This is a genomic window from Psychrobacter aquaticus CMS 56 (assembly GCF_000471625.1).
Classification (GTDB): domain Bacteria; phylum Pseudomonadota; class Gammaproteobacteria; order Pseudomonadales; family Moraxellaceae; genus Psychrobacter; species Psychrobacter aquaticus.
In genome coordinates, this window is sequence record NZ_AUSW01000030.1 from 78,242 (window position 1) to 97,920 (window position 19,679).

Consider the following 19,679-nt stretch of genomic DNA (forward strand, 5'->3'; position numbering starts at 1 on the left):
TGACTCTTTAAACGGCACTGGCTATTTTTGTCATGTGCATTCCTTTACGAGCACGGCGCAACTGACGTACACCATGAGCAATGAGACAAGCAATGCCAAGCCAAATCAATCCATAGCTATAAATCATCGCTGACTCAAACGGATTGCCCAGCACGGTCACCGCCAAAATAAATAGCAATGCTGGCTCCAGATAGCTCATCATGCCATAGACATTTACTGGTAGCATTTGACTAGCATCGACATTGGTTTTCATCGCCAAGACACTGAGCAAACCCAATCCTGCTAGCATCGCCATAAAAAACCCTGAACCCGTTACTAACATCAAACTGCTTGGTGCAAAGAAAAATAAATAAGCGACGGCAAATGGGGCGCAAACCGTCAAATCAACCAACAACCCAGTAATGGCACCAATGCCCTGCAACCGGCGTAAAATATAATATAGTGGATACGTCGCACATACCCAAAGCGTCGCCCACGACACACTTTGTGTACGCATAATCTCACTACCCACCCCAACTGCGGCAAAGGCGACAGCAAGCCACTGTAAACGGCTCAATTTTTCGCCAAAAAAGACGCAGCCAAATACCACCATCATGAGTGGAAATAAGAAATAACCCATGGCTGTTTGTACGCCCTGACCATTAACAGGCGCCCACATAAACAACCAAAACTGACTCAAAAATATTGGCGTAGGTACGAGCAACCACAGCCATTGTTTGACCGAGCGTAAAGCACGCAACTTATCAATATGCATATTAAGCCGACCACTCATGAGCAGGTAGCCGATCAACACCGCCCACATGGCTAGCATACGCCAAATAAATACTTGCGTCCCTGATAACGGGGCCAAAAAGCTGCTATAGGCATAAAGAATGCCAAATAGTACATTCGATAATACCGCCAGTACCACGCCCAATATCAATGTGCGTTGCTGTGTGCTACCCGCTGTCCAAATCACAGGCAAAGGCAAGCGCGAAATAGTAGTTGCTAAGGTATTGGCGAATGCAGTAGAAAGCATTGAGGTAGACATATCAGCACCATAAGTTTGAATAGACATTAAAACGATCAGTTGTTATTTTTTATAATCAGCGTCGTTTGTTAAGGACTATTCTAGTGAAGTGCTACGAAAAAATTTCTCTATATTCATCATTTACTGAATGAATTTATCAAATTATGACTAATATTTGAATTATTTATCGTTTTTTTAATTTATAGTGATTATATAGATATTTAATGCTAAGGGTTTTTGAGGAAAACACAGTGAACCAAAATCTAGATAACACCGACAAGGCCATCCTAAACCTACTACAAGATGATGCGACTTTGCCGCTAAAAGCGGTTGCGGAACGCGTTCACGTCTCTATCGCCACGGCGCAACGTCGTATTCAAGCGCTGATAGATAACGGCGTGATTACCAAGCAAGTCGCTATCGTTGATCCCAACAAGGTGGGCTACGGGCTGACCGCCGTGGTGATGATAGAAATGGCACGCTCTAATAACTCCATGCAGCATCGGTTTGAGCGTTTGATGAATGCACAACCGCAAGTGATGAGCTGTTATGAAGTATCGGGCGATGCAGATTTTATGCTGATGGTGAATGCCAAAAACATGAATGACTACCATCAATTCACTCGCAGCCTACTGACGTATGAAAACAATGTCCGCCATTTTAAAAGTCAGTTTGTGATGAATTTTACCAAGATCGGTACAAAAATTTTGCTCGACTAGGGCATATTGAACATGCCTTATAGTCAATACTAGATAAAATGGATACCAGACATGATGACTCGAGACTGGGATAAATTTTTTGTAGCTTCTGGCAGCAAAGGCACAGCAAGCAAGAAAAATTCATCCCAATCTTACTGACTCTTTTTTATATTTACCTGACTATAAATAGGTTAAATATGGCTGTAAATTTTAATCCTTTTCTAATGGCAATTATGAGTAGATAAGTCGTGAGCAAAAGAGGTACGATATGAACGAAAGTTTGATAATAAATACGATATGAATATTCAATCAAGGTAGTCAATCGTCATAGACAAGGAAACACTATCATGAATCAGCATAAAGACTCCGCCTTGGACAAGCCAAAAACAATGGGAAACAGCACAGTCAAAAGTACTCTACAGACACCATTAAATATGAAGACCAATGTGAAGACCATGGTTATGGGCGCAGCGCTCACAGCAATGCTAGCAAGCTCAGGCTGTGCAACCAGCTCATTATTGGAAAGCAATAGCCGAGTCAGCACGCAAACCACTAAAACCACGTTGTCTGAAGATCAAATTGTCGCCTTTGGTCGTCCTGCTCAGGCATTGCCAAAAATGCCAAACGCAACGATGGTGATTGTCGGTGAAAAAAACAGTTATGTACTGACCCAAGGCGGTACGGAGATGGTCAACTTGTTGAATAATTTGACACCAAAAAACATTCAAGTTAATAACGACATGAACTTTTATGTGCCAAATAACGATGGTTACTTCCAAGGAGAAATGAAACTGTCTTATGCCAAATTAAAAGACGAGTTTAAGCGCTCAGACTATCAGTTCTTTTTGCAAAATGATGGCCGAGATTGTACTTCAACCAGCGATGAGCGTATCAAAGCCCAGCGTTTTTGTTTTAGCGTCCCTGTGAAAGGCGCTATTTATCCGCAGGTCAGTAATTTGAGCTTAATTCAATCGAATTATCGCGCCCTTACCAAACCTTATATGGTGAGTTTTTATACGCAAACGCAGCAAGACCAAGTCAATCGTAGCGGCGCAAACAGTGCTCAGAAACTGGTATTGCTACCGTTTGCGCTGGCCTTTGATGTGATTACTTTCCCATTGCAATTGTTAGATAATTAAAAAGTAATCGCCTGATTCAATCTTATACTAGAATTTAGTCTAAAGTAAGAATGGTTTTAAATGCTTAAAAGCCATTCTTACTTATAGATTATCTTACGCTATCAATAACTTATCGCCAATCGTTTATCGCATAGTGAGTGCAATTCATGTTAAAATGAGCGCCTTTAAATTAGCCTATAGTGTCGATTATTTATCAAGGCTAACTTTTGGTACATTTTTTTAATTAACAGGTCCGCCCATGTCTGCCGATACCATTGCCCGCACCGCCTTTAAACAAGGCACCAAACCTCTTTATGATTACGACAAACATTGGGCGAGCTGCTACGAGCCTGCACCTTATCTGCCCATGAGCCGCAAAGAGATGGACGATTTGGGCTGGGATGCCTGTGATGTCATTATCATCTCAGGGGATGCCTATGTCGATCATCCAAGCTTTGGCATGGCGATCATTGGTCGTCTATTAGAGTCGCAAGGCTTTCGCGTGGGTATCATTGCCCAGCCAGATTGGAAGAGCAAAGACGCCTTTATGGAACTGGGTAAACCTGTCTATGCCTATGGCGTGACCGCGGGCAACATGGACAGCATGATCAATCGCTACACTGCTGATCGCAAGATTCGTAGTGATGATGCTTACTCTCCAGGAAACGTTGCCAATAAACGTCCTGACCGCGCGGCTATCGTCTATAGCCAGCGCTGCCGTGAAGCCTATCCTGATGTGCCTATTATCTTGGGTGGTATTGAAGGCAGTTTACGCCGTATCGCGCATTATGATTATTGGTCAGACAAAGTCCGTCGTAGTATTTTAATGGATGCTCGTGCTGATGTTTTACTCTATGGTAATGCTGAGCGTGCCATCGTCGATGTGGTACACGGCCTATCGAAGGGCTATAGCTTTGAGCAAATGAGTAATCTGCGTGGTACGGCGTACCTGTTGACCCCAACGCGTCGTCATTGGCAAGCAGATATGACCGAGGTCGCAAGTAACGATGTCGATACCGTTGGTCGTGTCGATCCTATCATCAACCCATATGTGATGACCGAAGACGTCGATCAATGCTCCATTGAACAAGAAAAACCCTCTGATTCGCCTGTTGGACAAGCCATGCCTTCACAGTCGTCGAAGTCATCAATGTCCTCGCAGTATCAGGGCTTTGTCGCTGAACCAGTCACCAATAAAGTCATCAACGCGCATCAAGTCGACGAAGAAACGCAAGTGGTGCAAATGCGCGGCTTTGATAAGCCAATGACGGCACGTAAGCACAAGCTAAAAATGCCACCACGTGAAAAGACCGTCATTCGTCTGCCAGATTACGAGCACGTCAAATCTGACCCTGTGCTTTATGCCCATGCTAGCCGTATCTTGCATCTGGAGACCAATCCGGGTAATGCGCGTGCGCTTGTGCAGCGTCATAGCAGCGGTGCGGGTAATTCACACACCTCCATCGATGTTTGGCTCAATCCGCCACCAGTGCCACTCTCGACAGAAGAGATGGATTACGTGTTTGACTTGCCGTATGCACGCTTGCCGCATCCAAGCTATGGCGATGCGCGCATCCCTGCTTATGACATGATTAAGTTTTCGGTCAATATCATGCGCGGTTGTTTCGGTGGTTGTACTTTTTGCTCAATCACTGAGCACGAAGGTCGTATTATTCAAAGCCGTTCAGAAGAATCGATTTTGCGTGAAGTCGAAGCGATTCGCGATACTGCACCCAATTTTACTGGGGTGATATCTGACCTTGGTGGCCCAACAGCAAATATGTACCGCCTCAGCTGTAAAGATGAGACGATTGAAAAGAACTGCCGCAAGCCGTCTTGTGTCTATCCTGATGTCTGCGAAAACTTGCTGACCGATCACAGTAATTTGACCAAGCTTTATCGTAAAGCTCGTGATATCAAAGGCGTGAAAAAAATCCTAATCGCGTCAGGCTTGCGTTATGATTTGGCAGTAAAAGATCCAGAATACGTCAAAGAATTGGTCAGTCATCATGTCGGCGGTTATCTAAAAATTGCTCCTGAGCATTCTGAAGAAGGTGTGCTATCGAAGATGATGAAGCCGGGCATGGGGAGCTATGATCAATTCAAGGCCATGTTCGAGCAATTCAGTCAGGAAGCTGGCAAAGAGCAATATCTGATTCCTTACTTTATCGCCGCCCATCCGGGCACCAAAGATGAAGACATGATGAATCTTGCGCTTTGGCTAAAAAATCATGGCTACCGCGCTGACCAAGTACAGGCGTTTTATCCAAGCCCAATGGCGACAGCGACCACCATGTATCACACGCACAAAGACCCACTACATAAGATCAGCCGTAGTGAAGGTGATATGGATATCGTCAAATCTGGTAAGCAGCGTAAATTGCACAAAGCATTTCTTCGCTATCATGATCCCAAAAACTGGGTCATGCTGCGTAAAGCGCTGCAAGATATGGGACGTAGTGATTTGATTGGCAAAAACCGTGGCTGCTTGATACCGCCATTTAACGCCAGCTTAGAAGGTCGCGATGCGGCGCAAGACAGCTATCAATCCGCGCGCAAAAAGAACAGTCGTCTTGGCAATGACTCGGTGAAGCGTAGCAATAACTCGGCAACCAGCGGCTCATCTACCAATCCTGCTGCTGGCAAAAACGCTGGCAGCAAGAACACCAAAAAACGCGTGAGCAAAGGCAACTTTCAGACGCAGCATACCGGTCTGCCACCGCGCAAAACTAAGTAATTAAAATATACTCGCTTAGATCCACAAAAGCGCCTATCGACTAAAAATCGATAGGCGTTTTTTTACGTGTATTAGATTATCTAACAATTCAATGAGTCAGGCTGATATATACGCCAAGGCACTATACATATCACGTTACATTACTCAGTGATTACGTAACTCAGCAAATACGTCACAAACAATTTCTAACAATATCTGCGAACCCTTTTGGTTACCATAAGCGCTATATGCTTAACGCATTATTAAATAGAAATACATTATCATTCTGAACTTTTTGGAGAAACCCATGAATACATTAACCAAAATTGCGACTGCCTTACCTGCCCTTGCCCTACTAAGCGCCTGTGCGACCACTGCGCCTACCACGCCAAATGCTTCAGAAACGCCTGTCAAAGATAGCATGCCCGATGCGGCTTATGATCGTATGGCAGCAGCGCCTTATACTTGCACTGATGACAGCACAATCATGGCAAAACAGTCTATTAATAAAAAACAAGCCATGGTGAATGCGACTTTGCCAAAAGTAAAATGGGCAGAGCAAAAGATTGTCTTAAATGGCGGTGTGCAAGGTGATGTCGCAAGCTATGTCAACGACTCAAACCCAGAAGCAACCTATGCATGGCACATGAAAGGCGATAAAGGCATCTTTGCCATCAAATGGGCAAACGGTAAAGAATACCAAGTAAACTGCCAAATCTAATTGGCCAAAAACAAAGAGTGGCAGTAGTAAGAATAAATAAAAAACAGTCATCATCAGATGGCTGTTTTTTTGTGCGTGTTCATCGACGCTTTGGTACTTTTACCTAGAGAAGCGTCACGAAACCTGTCAAAATAGCGTTTATACATCTATACATCGCAGTCCTCTACTTATTTTATAGTGGATTGACGATATAAAATGGTTTATGACCAATCACTCAGAGGATACATCGATGGCTAAGCGTCTAATAAACATGATAGTAATTGCTACTACAAGTCTGTGGGCGCTGACAGGATGCGACAACGGTGCGGAGACTAGCAACCAAACCACTGAGCCCGCAGCCACAACGGCAGCCCCCTCTGCATCGACTGCAGCCACAAACACCATCAATTGGTCATTGGTCGCCAGTGGTGAGACGCCTGCTGACCGCGCCAGTTATCAGTATCCGTTTGCACTCGACAGTCAAAACGTTCGTGATTATGCCGATTATTTCAAAGTGGATAACGCCACTGCTCAGCACAATCTCACTATCAGTATGGCGAGTAACGAAGCGCTATCAAAAGCCCTAGATCAGCTGAGTGAAACCTATGTCTCACATGAGGTAATCGATAGCGAGGACATGAAGCTTGTCATTCATACCACACCCGATGTCGCTGCCAGTAGCTATGATTATGTACTTTCCGATGACTTCGCCAAAGGTTTGGTATTACCCATTGAGATAAAACCTGATGGTAAGAAAGGTGATGTGAAGGCGCATGGAGAAATGGTGGAGTAAAGATTAGTAGCGTGTGTTTTGTTTTCATCACACACGCTACTAAGGGAACTAAGTCTGACGATATGGGTTGTTTGATAGCTCAATCTTTACATTTGTATCGCAAAGTAGCTTAGCTAAATAAGGTTGGTACTGAGTTGCAGCGGGTGCGATGTATATTTTGTCCAAATGTGCTTTTACCTTTGGCTCATACTCGACATATAGAAATCTTCCAAATTCCATCTTTACTTTTTTATCATCAAGTGAAGTCATATAAACCATACGGCACTCTTGCTCTTCTTGAAATGCTGAATGTTTTATAAGGTATTTCAGAGGTAAAAGAATTTCGTTTAATAAAACTTCTATCTTACCTGACAAGCTTGCGTTTTTTTTCTCAATCTCAATCACTTTTTCAGTAATAGTTCTATAATCACTTTGAAGATCTATAAAGACACTTCTAAAATCTTCAGTCTTTTTATCAATAAAATTTTGATATCTCTCCCATTCGTATTCAGCTTTACTTATCTGTCCGCTTTTCACTTGTACAGTTTCGTTGTTAAACTCTCTAAAAAACGTTAAACGATTACGCTGAGCTAAATGAATGTAATCAGACGTAGGATCAAGATAGACACATCTCATTACTGGCTGCTTATTTATTCTTTCTACAGCTTTTTCGCCAGTACTTCCCTGAATAGAAGTTACATTTATTTTTTGTAAACTATCTTCAAATGCTACGTAAGACAACCCTGCGGTAGAATCATGTTTTTGAAAAAATTTTTGATTAAATACCAAACTAATTCCTGAGGCTTCTTTATTATCTTGTTTACCGTATAGCCTGAACTGGTTAAGACTATCGTGGTTGAAGGTAAAGCAACTAATAAAAGCATGTAAATCTTCATCAAATTGAGAATTATATGATAATCCCTCTTTGATCCCTTTTAGATAATTCAAAAGCAGTTTGCCTTCACTAGGATCATTTACGTTATTTATAGTGTTCAGACGAAATGAGCTTGGTTGTTCTTTTCCTTTTTCTATATCTAGTAATTTATTTGTTGTATCTGTACCAGTATAGTGAGCTAGTTTACGTTCTACAGGCTTATTGTCAGTTACTCTATGGCTAAAATCCACTTTAAGTATTTCAATAATCTCAGTAGTATGAATGAATAGTAGTAATAAATATTTTCCAATATCAGTAGAGGAAGTCTTAAGCAATCTACAGATTTTTTCTAGACATCGCTTTTCATATTGATACCCATTTACGATTTTTTTAAGTGCATTCTCAGCTCTATTAATATCTTGATACTGCGTATTTTCCAACGATACTGTACAAATATTGTATTGAGCACGATTGAATGCTTCTAAAGAATCTTTAGCTTCTATCTTTTCCCATGTCTCTAAAGCTTCATAAGTACTGTCTTTGATGTTTAGACTAACGCCTAGATTAAACTGTGCAAGTGCATATATCTCAAGGGCATCTTTCTTTTCTATATTACGCCATGCTTGAATAGCATTGTCTTCTTGACCTTCTTTAACAAGTCGAGAAGCTAGATTGTATTGTGCTCTAGCATATGCCTCTGGACTACCGTTTTTCTTGACCTTACCCCACGCTTTTTTTGCTTCCTTAAACTCACCTAAGTCATTTTTTATGCTGCCAATATTATACTGTGCTCTAGAATATATCTCTGAAGAGTCTGCTTCTATTTCCGACCATATTTTTAGAGCTTCTTTAGTTTTGTCTTGTTCTTCATAAACAGCAGCAATATTATATTGTGCTTTTTTATAATGTTCTCTATTGTCCTGAGGCTCAATTAATTTACTGACTCTAACAGCTTCATCAAGCAATCCATGCTTATAGAATATTTCAGCCAGCTTTCTCTGGGCAAGTGAAAATTGCTTATCACTCTCGCTCTTACGCGTCACTTTCTGCAACTCTTCAATCTCTTTACGAGTTATTTCGTCCAAACCTTCTATATCATCAATACTCATCACCTACTCCCCAATCAACGCCAAAAACTCTTCCTCACTCACCACTTTGACGCCCAACTTCTCCGCTTTTGCCATTTTTGAGCCAGCCTTTTCGCCTGCCAGTAGCGCCGTGGTTTTGGCCGAAATACTACCCGAGACTTTTGCGCCTAGCGCTTGGATTTTGGCTTTGGCTTCATCACGTGCCATGCTGCTAAGCGCACCTGTGATGACCCACGTTTGACCATCAAGAGGTAAGTCACTAGCAGATTTTTGCTCGACCTTATCCCAATGTACGCCTGCCTCGCGTAACGCGGTGATGACTTCGATATTGTGCGGCGCGCGGAAGAATTTATAGGTAAGCTCAGCGGTGATTTCGCCCACATCGGGCGTTTTTATCAAGGTTTCAATATCGGCATTCATTAAGGCGTCAAGATCGCCAAATTGCTGAGCAAAGTTCTGTGCCGTGCCTTCACCAACACCGCGAATACCCAGCGCATAGATAAAGCGAGCTAGCGTGGTTTGCTTGCTGGCTTCAATGGCGCTGATGATATTCTGTACCGACTTTTCACCCAGTTTCTCAAAGTTAACCATTTCCTCTGCATGATTATGCAGCTTATAAATATCAGCGACCGTTTTGACCAAACCATGCTCAAAGAAGCTAATCAGCCAGCTTGCACCTAAGCCATCGATATCCATGGCGCGGCGTGAGACAAAGTGAATCAAGGCTTCTTGCTGCTGGGCAGGACAAAACAGACCGCCTGTACAACGTGCCAATGCTTCGTCTTCTGGCAGAACGACAGGCGAGTCGCAGACAGGACAAGTCGATGGCAGTGTGACTGGCTCGGAATCTATCGGACGTTGATCTGTCCAAACGCGCGTGACTTTGGGAATGACATCGCCTGCACGGTGGACGCTGACCATATCGCCTGCGCGTACATCCAAACGCTGAATCTCACCAAAGTTATGCAAAGTGACATTGCTGACAGTGACGCCGCCGACTTTCACGGGTTCTAATTTACCAACGGGCGTAATCGCGCCAGTGCGTCCGACTTGCCATTCAATTGAGTGCAAGCGTGTCATGACTGTTTCGGCAGGAAATTTATAAGCAGTCGCCCAGCGTGGCTCACGGGACAAAAACCCAAGTTGCTGCTGTAAGGCAAGGCTGTTGACCTTGATCACCATACCATCGATTTCAAACGGCAAGTCACTGCGCGTTGCAATCACCGATTCATAATAGGCTTGTGCCTCTCGGGGATTCGCGACCACTTCCACTGCGCTGACCGTAAAGCCAAGGGTTTTTAGCCACGCGAGCGCTGCGGATTGGGTCTCAATAGTCTCAGGCAAACCTTGATTGACCGAATAGCCATAGAACGCGAGTGGACGACTGGCCGCAATGCTTGGATCTAGTTGACGCAAGCTCCCAGCGGCGGCATTGCGTGGATTGGCAAAGGTTTTGCCTTCGTTCTCTTCGGCCAGTCTATTAAGACGCTCAAACCCTGCCTTAGGCATGAGCACTTCACCGCGCACTTCTAACAGCTCAATATCAGCAGCCTCAGCTATCCAAAGTGGCAGATTGCGGATGGTTTTGGCATTTTGGGTAATGTCTTCACCTGTCTGTCCATCACCGCGCGTGACGGCTTGTACAAACTTACCATGTTCATATTTCAGTGAGACTGCCAGTCCATCAAGCTTTAGCTCCATCTCATATTCAGGACTTTGCTGCGACACGCTGAGACGGTCATTGACACGGCGCATAAAATCGCGCAAATCATCATATTCAAAGACATTGCCCAGCGAGAGCATCGGAATATCATGAGTGACTTGGGTAAAGGCCGACAGCGGCATGTCACCTACTTGGTTGATCGGACTGTCGGGCTGCACCAAATCTGGATAGGCTTCCTCGATCTCAAGCAACGTGCGACGCAATTGATCGTATTCACTGTCTTCTAAGATTGGATTGTCGAGTACGTAATAGGCATAATTGTGCGTTTTGATAGTGTCGATAAGCGTGCGCATTTGCGCGACAATATCGCCATGAATATTGGTACTATCATCGGTCAAACTGGATATATTAGAGGTCGCAGGTGTTTGGGTTTCTAGTTGAGCAGATAGGTTTTTAGAATTATTTGGTGAGGTAGAGTCAGTCATAGTCGGCGTCTTTTTTGCGATTCAAGATGTCGATATGATACCAAGTTTGTAGGTTGCTCGGACAATATTTTACAGAAACTGAAAGCCATTAAAAAAGGCAAATAACGTTTATCGCTATTTGCCTTTTTAAAACTCAGAACCACTTTTAACTGTTGGTTTGTTTAGCCTTCAAGCGCTTAATCTTCAAACGCTTAACCTTCATAGTCGCGGACTTGGTTGCGCAGCTGTTGTTTGTATTCAGGCGTGATCGGTTCGTTTTCTTCATCCAAAATAATAGCATCCAAATCACTTGCCATCATATAGGCGATGCTCATCATACTATCGAAACTGCGTACCGCTTGTGGATGCGGCAAGGATAAGAACACCACCACACCATTGTAAGTATTGGTCGCCACGCTATGCGGATCAAAAGGCGCGATACCGCTGTCGGTGATGCCCATCATACTAAACCATAGTATACCAGTACCGTCTTTTTGCTCATAGCGATGGAACATATTCATGGCACCATAGCGCAGACCATATTTATCAATTAACGCCAACAAATCACGACCACGAATGACTGCTGCTGGACGGTCACGGTATTGATGCGGCAAGATGGTGATATTGATGTTGTCTTTGGCATTGATCAACGGGCCATTTTGCCCTTCATCGACAGGCTCTGACAGATGTTGATCGAGTATCGGACTGTTATTGTCAAAGCTTGGCTCTTCTGCTGTATCAATCGCTGGCATCAGACCATCGGTCGCCGACATCAGGCTCGAAAAGGCATCAGGCTCTTGCTCGATGTACATTTGTTCAGCCGCTTCTGCAAACTCCGTATCGTCAGTCTGCTGTTGCTCATCTTGCCAGCGAGCATAATCCTCATCTGCCTCGATATCATTGCTCACATCATCACGTTGGGCGGTCAGTTGCGCATCGACATTGGTATGCTGCTGGGTCAAAGGCGCTTCTTCAACGACCGCATTCAAATAACTGCGATCAGGGCCGATACTCGTCTCGCCAGCAACCGTATCATCCAAATCTGGCTGATCGATGATATTGCGCTCATGACGCGGTATGATCGGGATACCGTTTTTATCATAATTGACCGCGGCAGCCTCAGCACCTTTGCGGCGCTTGAAACTACGAATGACCATAAATAGCCCTGCGAGCACGATAAATGCGGCAATGGCAATCAATACAAACTGAATAGCGGTCATGAGAAATACATCCTAATATATGACAAAAGGGAACACACAAGAGAGGATAAATGGCAATAGTCTAGCATGGCTAATTACTATCGTCACCATATAGTCATCGTTTATCGTTCACCCGACACACTTGCGTTACGTTATCCTCTCAGCCTTGACGATATCATCCGCAATGACTGCCTCTAATTTGCATTTTGTACTAGGGCGAGTCTTCAATTCAGTCGATTATTCTCTAAATGGGCTAAAAATGAGTACATACCCTAATTGGCATTGCCATTAATTAGCAATATAGCGTTCGGCCTCATCGAGTGAGACGCTGACCAAAGTGGATATGCCTGCGCTTGGCATCGTGACGCCTTTTAGCTCATCAGCAATCTGCATCGTCAGCTTATTATGACTGATAAAAATAAACTGCAAGTCATCTGCTAATTCATGAATGAGGCTGGTAAAGCGGGCAACATTGGCATCATCAAGTGGCGCATCGACTTCATCTAACACACAAAATGGTGCGGGATGCTGCTTAAATATCGCAAAAATCAAGCTCAGTGCCGTGAGGGTTTTTTCGCCGCCTGAGAGTACAGCAAGTCGGCTATTGCGTTTGCCTTTTGGCTGTGCCATTAAGGTAAGCCCTGCCCGCCACTGTTCGGCTTTGTGTTTATCAGCGGGTATATGGGCTGGCATATCGTCCGTGTTCAAGGTCAAGCTCGCTTGCCCGCCACCGAAAACTTTGGCAAATAAATTGGCAAGCTCATTATTGACCGCATCTAGCGTTTGCATAAACAGCGTCTTAGTGGTTTCGTCAATCGACGCAATCGCTTGGGTCAAGGTATCCATACTCGCCGCAATGTCTGAGGTCTGCTGCGCTAATGGCTCTAAGCGTTCATTGACCTCTGCTAATTCTGCCACAGCCGCCAGATTGACCGCGCCAATTTTGCCCAATTGCTGCTCAAGCTTGGCATACTCGCTCTCAAGCTCAGCGATTTTATTAGGACGCACGCGGCGATCATGGGCGATAAAATCTGCCAATATATTTGAGACACTTATATTTGAAACACTGGTTTTCTGCGATGCTACCTCTGATGGCGTTTTATCCTTATCACTCAAACGATGATAAGCCGCGAGCGCGTCCTGCGTCTGACTGCTGGCATCATCCAAACGTGCGGTGCTTAGTGCCAGCTCAGTCGCATGCTGGGCGAGCGTACTTTGCTGAGTTTGTAGCGCGTTTTGCAGGGTATCTAGCGTTGCCTGCTGCTCGGTATAGTCCTGCTTTAGCGCAGTCAACGCCGTCTCGCGCTCTGCCAATAATGCCTGCTGCGCATCACGTGCGACTTGTGCTTTTTGCAATGCTGCTTGCAACGTTGGCAGCTTATTCTGCTGTTGCTTATGATCCGCTTTTAGACGTTGCTCGCTTTGTCGCGACTGGTCATGTTGCTGGGTCGCTCGTGCGAGACTGTTGACACTGTGTTCAAGCCGCATCTCACTTTGTTGAATGCGCAGCTGGAGTGTCTGCCAAGCATCGTCATCCGTTTGACGCGTGCGGGCAAGCTCACTGCGCTCGGCTTGCAACTGCTGGCTTGTCGACCGTGCCTCGGCTATTTTTGATGTCAGCGCTGCCAGCTCACTTTGAATACGCTGCTCATCATGATTCAGCGTCTGTAGCTCTTGCGCCAATTCTTGCTGCTCTTGCTCGAGTGTGGTTTGATCCGCCTGTAGACGTTGGCTGTCAGCGAACAGGCGCTCAGCGCGCTCAGCATTGGCGTGCTGGGTGGTGAGTTGCTGTTGACACTGATGTTTATCACGGGTTAGCTGCTCTGCTTGCGCGCGCGTTTCTTCGATATTGACCAGCACAGCATCATAATCACGCTGATTTTTAGTGATGAGCTGCTGTTGATCTTGTATGGTGGTTTCAAGTTCCTCAAGCAGTTCCTCTAGCGCTTGCAAACGTGTGCGCTGCTGCAAACGCTGCGTTAGGAAGTGACTGTTTTGATCGTTTTGACCCGCTTGTGCCCCAGCAAATTTGTGTAGATTTATCGTCCCTTGACGACTGATAACCCAACCATCTGCTGTCAGCAAAATGGCTGATACTGGTAAAACTTTTAAGACGTCTGCAAGTGCTGCCAGCGTTTGCTGATTATTGGCGTCAAATTGCCCAGTGTATAGATAGCATTGCTGCCAAAGCGCCAATGTAGGCTGCGTAATCAGCTCGGATAACGGCCATACTTTATCAGCAAGTTCCTCAGATAAAGAATCTGACAAAGCATCTGGTAAAACACTGACAAACGAGCTTTCTTTACTCGCATTTTGCGCAATAGGCAACCACAAGCTATGTCCAGTCTCTACTGACGGTTTGTCTTTTTTATTGATATGCTGGTTTTGCCCGTTTTGATAAGTAAGCAAATCAGTTAGGTCATGTTCAAGCACTTGCCATAGACTGGTTATTTTTTGAGCACTGCCATTAACATTTCCATCAGCATTGCCATGGTCAACGCTTGGACAGTTGCGCTTATGAGAAATCAGGACATGACTGTCTAACCACAGCGCCAACACACTATCGAGTAACTGTGCGTGGGCTTGCCCAGTGGCACTTAACTCAATTTGCTCACGCAGTGTCGTGATGGCAAGCTCGTTATAGCTGTTGGTGACATTGCTGCTGGTAACATTGTTGTCTAAGCTCGCTTCTGCATGATTGGCGTGCTGTTGCGATTTTGGCGTAGGCTTGGGATGCAATATTTGATGCAGGGTATCGTACTCGCCTGCTAGTAGTGCATGACGCTTTTCTTGCTCGCTCAACTCACGCTGCTGTACTTTCAGACGTTGCTGCAAATCGTGCGCCTGCGGCTGTAATTCAGACAAACGTTCCTCGACGCTGTCTTGTTGCCGTTCAATCTGCTGTAACTGTTTTTTTAGCGCCGTAATTTGCGCCTCTGCGGTTTGGGGTAAAACTTGTGCCATCGAATTGTCTTGTGCACCAGCGCTATGAGATGCCGATAGTGACTGCTCTAATTGCTGCCATAAATGTTGCCAATTCTGCTGGCGACGCTGCCATTTGTCATGGCTTTGCTGGTGTCGCCGTTTGGCTTGTTCATTAATGGCTTGCTGCTGCTCAAGCGTGCGCGCCTTGTCTTGTAAGCGCGATAATTGATGTTGCGCTTCATGCCATGCGCGCTGCAATGGCTGCTCATTGCGTTTATACGTGTCACGTTTACTCGTCAGATCAGCCAGCTGTGGACGCAATTTTTCTAAGTCCGTCTGTTGCTCAGCTTGTGCGGCCTTTAACTTGTCGATCTCACCAATGACTTGCTGGCGCTGCTCATCGAGACTGGCCAATTGCTGCGCGGTAGCGGCCAGCTGCGAGGTTGCATCACTCAGTTTGTGCGCTGCTTGTTGATGGCTCAGCTGCTGCTGATAATGCGCACTTTGTGCCTCGTCTTTGAGCCATTGTTCTTGGTTAATATGAGCGGCCAGCTTATCTTGCTTGGCTTTTAGAGCCTCATAGTTGGATTGCAGCGTGACGACTTCAGCTGTGCTGCGCTCATGGGCGATTTTTTGTTGCTGCTGCGTATGTTTGGCTTGATATAACTGCTGAATGGCGAGCTGTTGCTTGATATCAGCCAGCTCAAGTGCAAGCGCTTCGTAACGCTGAGCACTGGCGGCTTGTTTGGACAGCGTTTTTTGTTGGCGCACCAACTCGCTTTGCATATCATGCAGACGGGCTAGATTTTCTTGGGTTCTCTCAAGCTTTTTTTGGGTTTCTTCGCGGCGTGCCTGATAGCGTGAGACGCCAGCTGCTTCTTCGATAAATTCACGCAGTTGCATGGGGCTAGACTCGACGATACGCCCAATCATGCCTTGTTCGATGACGGCATAACTGCGCGCCCCAAGCCCCGTTCCTAAGAATACATCGACCACGTCACGGCGACGACAGCGCGTCCCATTGATAAAGTAATCCGAACGCCCCTCGAGATTAACCTGACGACGGACAGACAACTCTTGATAGAGATTGAACTCATGACGAATGCCATTTTGCTCATCTTGGGTATGCTCAAAGGTCAGCTCGACACTGGCGACACTTTTGGCCGCTTTGTCTTGCGTACCCGCAAAGATGACATCGCTCATCGCCCCGCCGCGTAATTGCTTGGCGGAGGTCTCGCCCAGCACCCAACGAATGGCGTCAATAACGTTGGATTTGCCACAGCCGTTTGGCCCGACAATGGCGGTGATACCATGACGAAAGGTAAATGTCGTTGGATTGGCAAAGGATTTAAAGCCTGCCAGCTTTAGAGATTTTAAACGCATGAAGGATCAGTAAACGTAGCAAAAACAGGCGGCTATTCTACCTGAAATTGGGGTGGGTTTTAGGGTTAAAGTGATAAGTTCATAAACGATTTTGATTGAAGACTCTGATTAAATCCTTGCAGCAGTTTTTGTTCTACTTGGCAGGTGTCATTTTCTGCTAAGTAGCGATTATTGAACTCAATCAGTGACGACCACGTGATACTTGCCACTTCTAAATGATCCACTATTTCTAACAGCTCTTTTCTTAATAAGTGCTGATATTTTTTAGCTCTTTTGTGACATAGCGCCAGCTCTCGGTCGACTAGACGTTGCTTGTTATGCTCTAGCGCATTGCCACCAATGAATAACAGTAAAAACTTTGCGCCTTTATCGATAAAGCCTTTTTCTAACAAGTGCTCGTACATCAAGCAGTACTTTAGGAGTTGATCTGGGTTTTTCCTACCACTGAATTTTAATTCGTTTGCTACCAGTACATTCAATTGATGGTTGTAGGCCAAATTGTCCATATACATCGCTTTTAGCTCTGTACTGGATTCAAATATACCGCTGTTGCCATGTGTCGACCATAACCCACTTGGCTCAAAGGTGATAAATTGCTGATAAAATAAGTCTAAATAGACGTCGCTACATAAACTCAGGAAAATATCGAACTCTTTATTTAGATAGTCTTCAGAAAAAAACTTTACTCGGCGAATGGCCTCTCTAGCATTACAAATGCCTACCATTTGCATGGAATAAGTCTCTAGCTGCTCAGATTCAGTCATTTTTAGAGTGAGCTTTTTGATGACGGATTGTTCAACCTCTTCCAGATTTTTGCCTTCTAGCTCTGGATGGATAGCCCATTCAATAATTTGGCGTACGTACTGCTTTTTACTGATACCTAAAATACGCTGCGGTTCCCATACCAAAAACTCTACCATATTAGATAGACCAGTCGTCCATGATATCTGGTCTTTTAGATGGCTAATCGAACCGAAAACACGGCGGTATTTTTCTGCTGCTTTCATCTACTAGTGTTCCTATGTTGGCGTTATAGTTTTTACTAAAATTTTAAAATTCTACAACACCCCAATCCCACTTAACAACAACTGCCCACCTGCAAATAATAACAGCACGCCAAAGGCACGCTTAAGCGTGAGTGCAGGCAACACATGGGCAAGCTTGGCGCCCACTTTTGCCGTAGCGAAGCTGACTGCTGAAATACACAAAAACCCTGTGATATGCACAAACCCTATCGTGCCCTCAGGCAGATTGACCACGTCTTGACCGAACCATGCAAATCCAGCTGCGCCAGCCAGTGCAATTGGCAAACCACAAGCCGCTGAAGTACCGACCGATTGTTTCATCGGCAGTCCTGCCCAGTTTAAAAACGGCACGGTCAAACTGCCACCGCCGATACCAAAAATAGACGACGCCATACCAATGCCCGTACCTGCGCCAAACTGTATCCCAGCTGACGGTAACGGCTTACCGAGCTGCTCTTTATTAGATAAAAACAGCATCTTAAAAGCGACCAATAATGCGCCCATGCCGATAATCGCCTGCAACGCCTTACCATCAATCATATCAGCGACACCAGCACCCACCAGACTACCGATGACCAAGCCCAGTGCCATTTTGCGCCAGACTTCCCAGCGCACACCGCCGCGTTTATTGTGGGCAGTGAGCGAGCTGATCGAAGTCACGACGATGGTCGCCAGTGACGTGCCGATGGCCAAATGGGTCACCACTTCTGGCGAAAAATCGTAAGCAGTAAAAATCCATACCAGTGCTGGTACGATAATCATGCCCCCACCGATACCAAACAAGCCAGCACTAACCCCAGCAAACGCCCCTGCAATCACGAACCATACATATAACATCATTGCTTTAACCCTTTGTGATACTCATCTTTTATCAAGTTCACTTTTATATCATAATGACTCGCACACTCGCCCAATGAATGGCGTTTGCCAAATCATCACTTGACCTTTATGCTGTTTGATATTGAAAAATCGCTCAGTATATCAAAGATTACTCATGCTACATTAACCACATCGACCAAACTTATGCCGCAATCTGCCAATTCCTCTGACTACCTAGTCAATTCCGAGCTAGTCAACACCAAATCTTACCATCTTGACCATTTACCTGAGCTCAACCATCGTCATCTTGACAGTAGCGGCTCTACCAATAGCGAGCTCATCGCAGCGCTGCAAGATGGCACTTTAAATCCTGCCAAGATGCACCTATTGACCGCCGAGACTCAAAGCTCAGGTCGGGGACAGCATGGACGTTCGTGGCAATCACCGCGTGGCAATGTCTATCTGTCGTTGTATCATCCCGTGCACATGCCGATTAGCGGACTGCTGTCGTTAATCATCGGTGTTGAGCTGGCAAAAATGCCCATCATCCAAACCCTAAACGAGCAACTACAGGCGCAAGGGCTGACACCCATCGGTGTAAAGTGGGCGAACGATTTGGGCTTTTATCAGCAAGCGCAGCGGCATAAAGAGCCATCTGCGTTGGATAACTCTGCACTGGATCAGCAAACACTGCCTTTTCATAAACTTGCGGGTATTTTGATAGAGCCAGTCATGCAAGCTGGTAAGTTGGTCGGCGTGGTGATGGGCATAGGCTTAAACGTAAAAGCCACACCAAAACTAACCGCGCAGACCTGCGAAGGCATGAGTTATCAGGCGATTAGTTTACAGGATATTTGTAAGATGCTAACGCCACAAGCAGAGGCTATCACTCTACCCAGCTTACGCGCGCTCTATGAGCAAATGAGCAAGGCCCTGATGGCAGCGATGACACGATTTGAGCATTTGGCATTAGAAGCCCCCACTGGTCATGGCTATTACTTAGAGCGTTTTTTACAGCAATTTGACGCGATGGACGCACTGGCTGGTCTGCGCTTGCGCGTCACCCAAGAGTATAATAATAAGGAGCAAGTCGTTACGGGTCATGCTTGCGGTATCGATACACATGGTTGTTTGCAATTGCGCCAAGATAACGGTAAGATTTCTGCGCTTTTTACCGGACGCATTGACGTTATTTATTAGGTTTAAATTGCTTATCTAACGAGCAC

The 19,679-nt window shown here is 45.3% G+C and carries 13 protein-coding genes; 6 read left to right on the top strand and 7 right to left on the bottom strand.

The features are described from left to right. Nucleotides 1-7 precede the first annotated feature (7 nt). Entirely contained in the window at nt 8-1,030 is a 1,023-nt protein-coding gene (gene rarD / locus M917_RS08060) for an EamA family transporter RarD (protein WP_040642391.1), read from the bottom strand. A gap of 230 nt (nt 1,031-1,260) precedes the next feature. Here rarD and M917_RS08065 point away from each other — a divergent pair, with 230 nt between their 5' ends. The 5 genes from M917_RS08065 (at nt 1,261) to M917_RS08085 (ending at nt 7,034) form a co-directional block, all read left to right on the top strand. Further along, a complete protein-coding gene (locus tag M917_RS08065; protein ID WP_021814312.1) occupies nt 1,261-1,728 on the top strand; it encodes an Lrp/AsnC family transcriptional regulator in 468 nt (155 codons plus the stop codon). A 326-nt stretch (nt 1,729-2,054) separates the two neighbouring features. Further along, a complete protein-coding gene (locus M917_RS08070) occupies nt 2,055-2,846 on the top strand; it encodes a YidX family protein (protein ID WP_021814313.1) in 792 nt (263 codons plus the stop codon). Between the two features lie 238 nt (nt 2,847-3,084). Further along, entirely contained in the window at nt 3,085-5,562 is a 2,478-nt protein-coding gene (locus M917_RS08075; protein WP_021814314.1) for a YgiQ family radical SAM protein, read from the top strand. Between the two features lie 286 nt (nt 5,563-5,848). Then, nucleotides 5,849-6,262 carry a hypothetical protein gene (locus M917_RS08080; protein WP_021814315.1) on the top strand — a complete coding sequence of 138 codons (414 nt, stop codon included), beginning with the start codon at nt 5,849-5,851 and terminating at the stop codon, nt 6,260-6,262. A 229-nt stretch (nt 6,263-6,491) separates the two neighbouring features. Continuing rightward, nucleotides 6,492-7,034, top strand: coding sequence for a hypothetical protein (locus M917_RS08085; protein WP_021814316.1), 543 nt, complete (start codon nt 6,492-6,494; stop codon nt 7,032-7,034). A gap of 48 nt (nt 7,035-7,082) precedes the next feature. On the opposite strand, the gene M917_RS08090 is transcribed toward M917_RS08085, so the two are convergent. The 6 genes from M917_RS08090 to M917_RS08115 form a co-directional block, all read right to left on the bottom strand. Beyond that, nucleotides 7,083-8,996, bottom strand: a complete 1,914-nt coding sequence (locus M917_RS08090; RefSeq protein WP_040642355.1) for a tetratricopeptide repeat protein — start codon at nt 8,994-8,996, stop codon at nt 7,083-7,085. A 3-nt stretch (nt 8,997-8,999) separates the two neighbouring features. Further along, nucleotides 9,000-11,123 (bottom strand): NAD-dependent DNA ligase LigA, encoded by a 2,124-nt coding sequence (gene ligA, locus M917_RS08095; protein WP_021814318.1) that lies wholly within the window; start codon nt 11,121-11,123, stop codon nt 9,000-9,002. A 191-nt stretch (nt 11,124-11,314) separates the two neighbouring features. After that, a complete protein-coding gene (locus M917_RS08100) occupies nt 11,315-12,322 on the bottom strand; it encodes a cell division protein ZipA (protein WP_021814319.1) in 1,008 nt (335 codons plus the stop codon). 267 nt (nt 12,323-12,589) lie between these two features. Further along, nucleotides 12,590-16,609, bottom strand: coding sequence for an AAA family ATPase (locus M917_RS08105; RefSeq protein WP_021814320.1), 4,020 nt, complete (start codon nt 16,607-16,609; stop codon nt 12,590-12,592). 65 nt (nt 16,610-16,674) lie between these two features. After that, nucleotides 16,675-17,616, bottom strand: coding sequence for a hypothetical protein (locus tag M917_RS08110; protein WP_021814321.1), 942 nt, complete (start codon nt 17,614-17,616; stop codon nt 16,675-16,677). A gap of 51 nt (nt 17,617-17,667) precedes the next feature. After that, nucleotides 17,668-18,471, bottom strand: a complete 804-nt coding sequence (locus M917_RS08115; RefSeq protein WP_021814322.1) for a sulfite exporter TauE/SafE family protein — start codon at nt 18,469-18,471, stop codon at nt 17,668-17,670. An 87-nt stretch (nt 18,472-18,558) separates the two neighbouring features. On the opposite strand from M917_RS08115, the gene M917_RS08120 reads away from it, so the two are divergent. Then, nucleotides 18,559-19,653, top strand: coding sequence for a biotin--[acetyl-CoA-carboxylase] ligase (locus tag M917_RS08120; RefSeq protein WP_021814323.1), 1,095 nt, complete (start codon nt 18,559-18,561; stop codon nt 19,651-19,653). Nucleotides 19,654-19,679: the final 26 nt, after the last annotated feature.

Excerpts from the sequence above, each read along its gene's own strand:
- ligA (WP_021814318.1), bottom strand. The coding sequence starts at position 11,123 with ATGACTGACTCTACCTCACCAAATAATTCTAAAAACCTATCTGCTCAA.
- M917_RS08105 (WP_021814320.1), bottom strand. The coding sequence starts at position 16,609 with ATGCGTTTAAAATCTCTAAAGCTGGCAGGCTTTAAATCCTTTGCCAAT.
- M917_RS08085 (WP_021814316.1), top strand. The coding sequence starts at position 6,492 with ATGGCTAAGCGTCTAATAAACATGATAGTAATTGCTACTACAAGTCTG.
- M917_RS08075 (WP_021814314.1), top strand. The coding sequence starts at position 3,085 with ATGTCTGCCGATACCATTGCCCGCACCGCCTTTAAACAAGGCACCAAA.
- M917_RS08115 (WP_021814322.1), bottom strand. The coding sequence starts at position 18,471 with ATGTTATATGTATGGTTCGTGATTGCAGGGGCGTTTGCTGGGGTTAGT.
- M917_RS08080 (WP_021814315.1), top strand. The coding sequence starts at position 5,849 with ATGAATACATTAACCAAAATTGCGACTGCCTTACCTGCCCTTGCCCTA.
- M917_RS08070 (WP_021814313.1), top strand. The coding sequence starts at position 2,055 with ATGAATCAGCATAAAGACTCCGCCTTGGACAAGCCAAAAACAATGGGA.
- rarD (WP_040642391.1), bottom strand. The coding sequence starts at position 1,030 with ATGTCTACCTCAATGCTTTCTACTGCATTCGCCAATACCTTAGCAACT.
- M917_RS08090 (WP_040642355.1), bottom strand. The coding sequence starts at position 8,996 with ATGAGTATTGATGATATAGAAGGTTTGGACGAAATAACTCGTAAAGAG.
- M917_RS08110 (WP_021814321.1), bottom strand. The coding sequence starts at position 17,616 with ATGAAAGCAGCAGAAAAATACCGCCGTGTTTTCGGTTCGATTAGCCAT.
- M917_RS08100 (WP_021814319.1), bottom strand. The coding sequence starts at position 12,322 with ATGACCGCTATTCAGTTTGTATTGATTGCCATTGCCGCATTTATCGTG.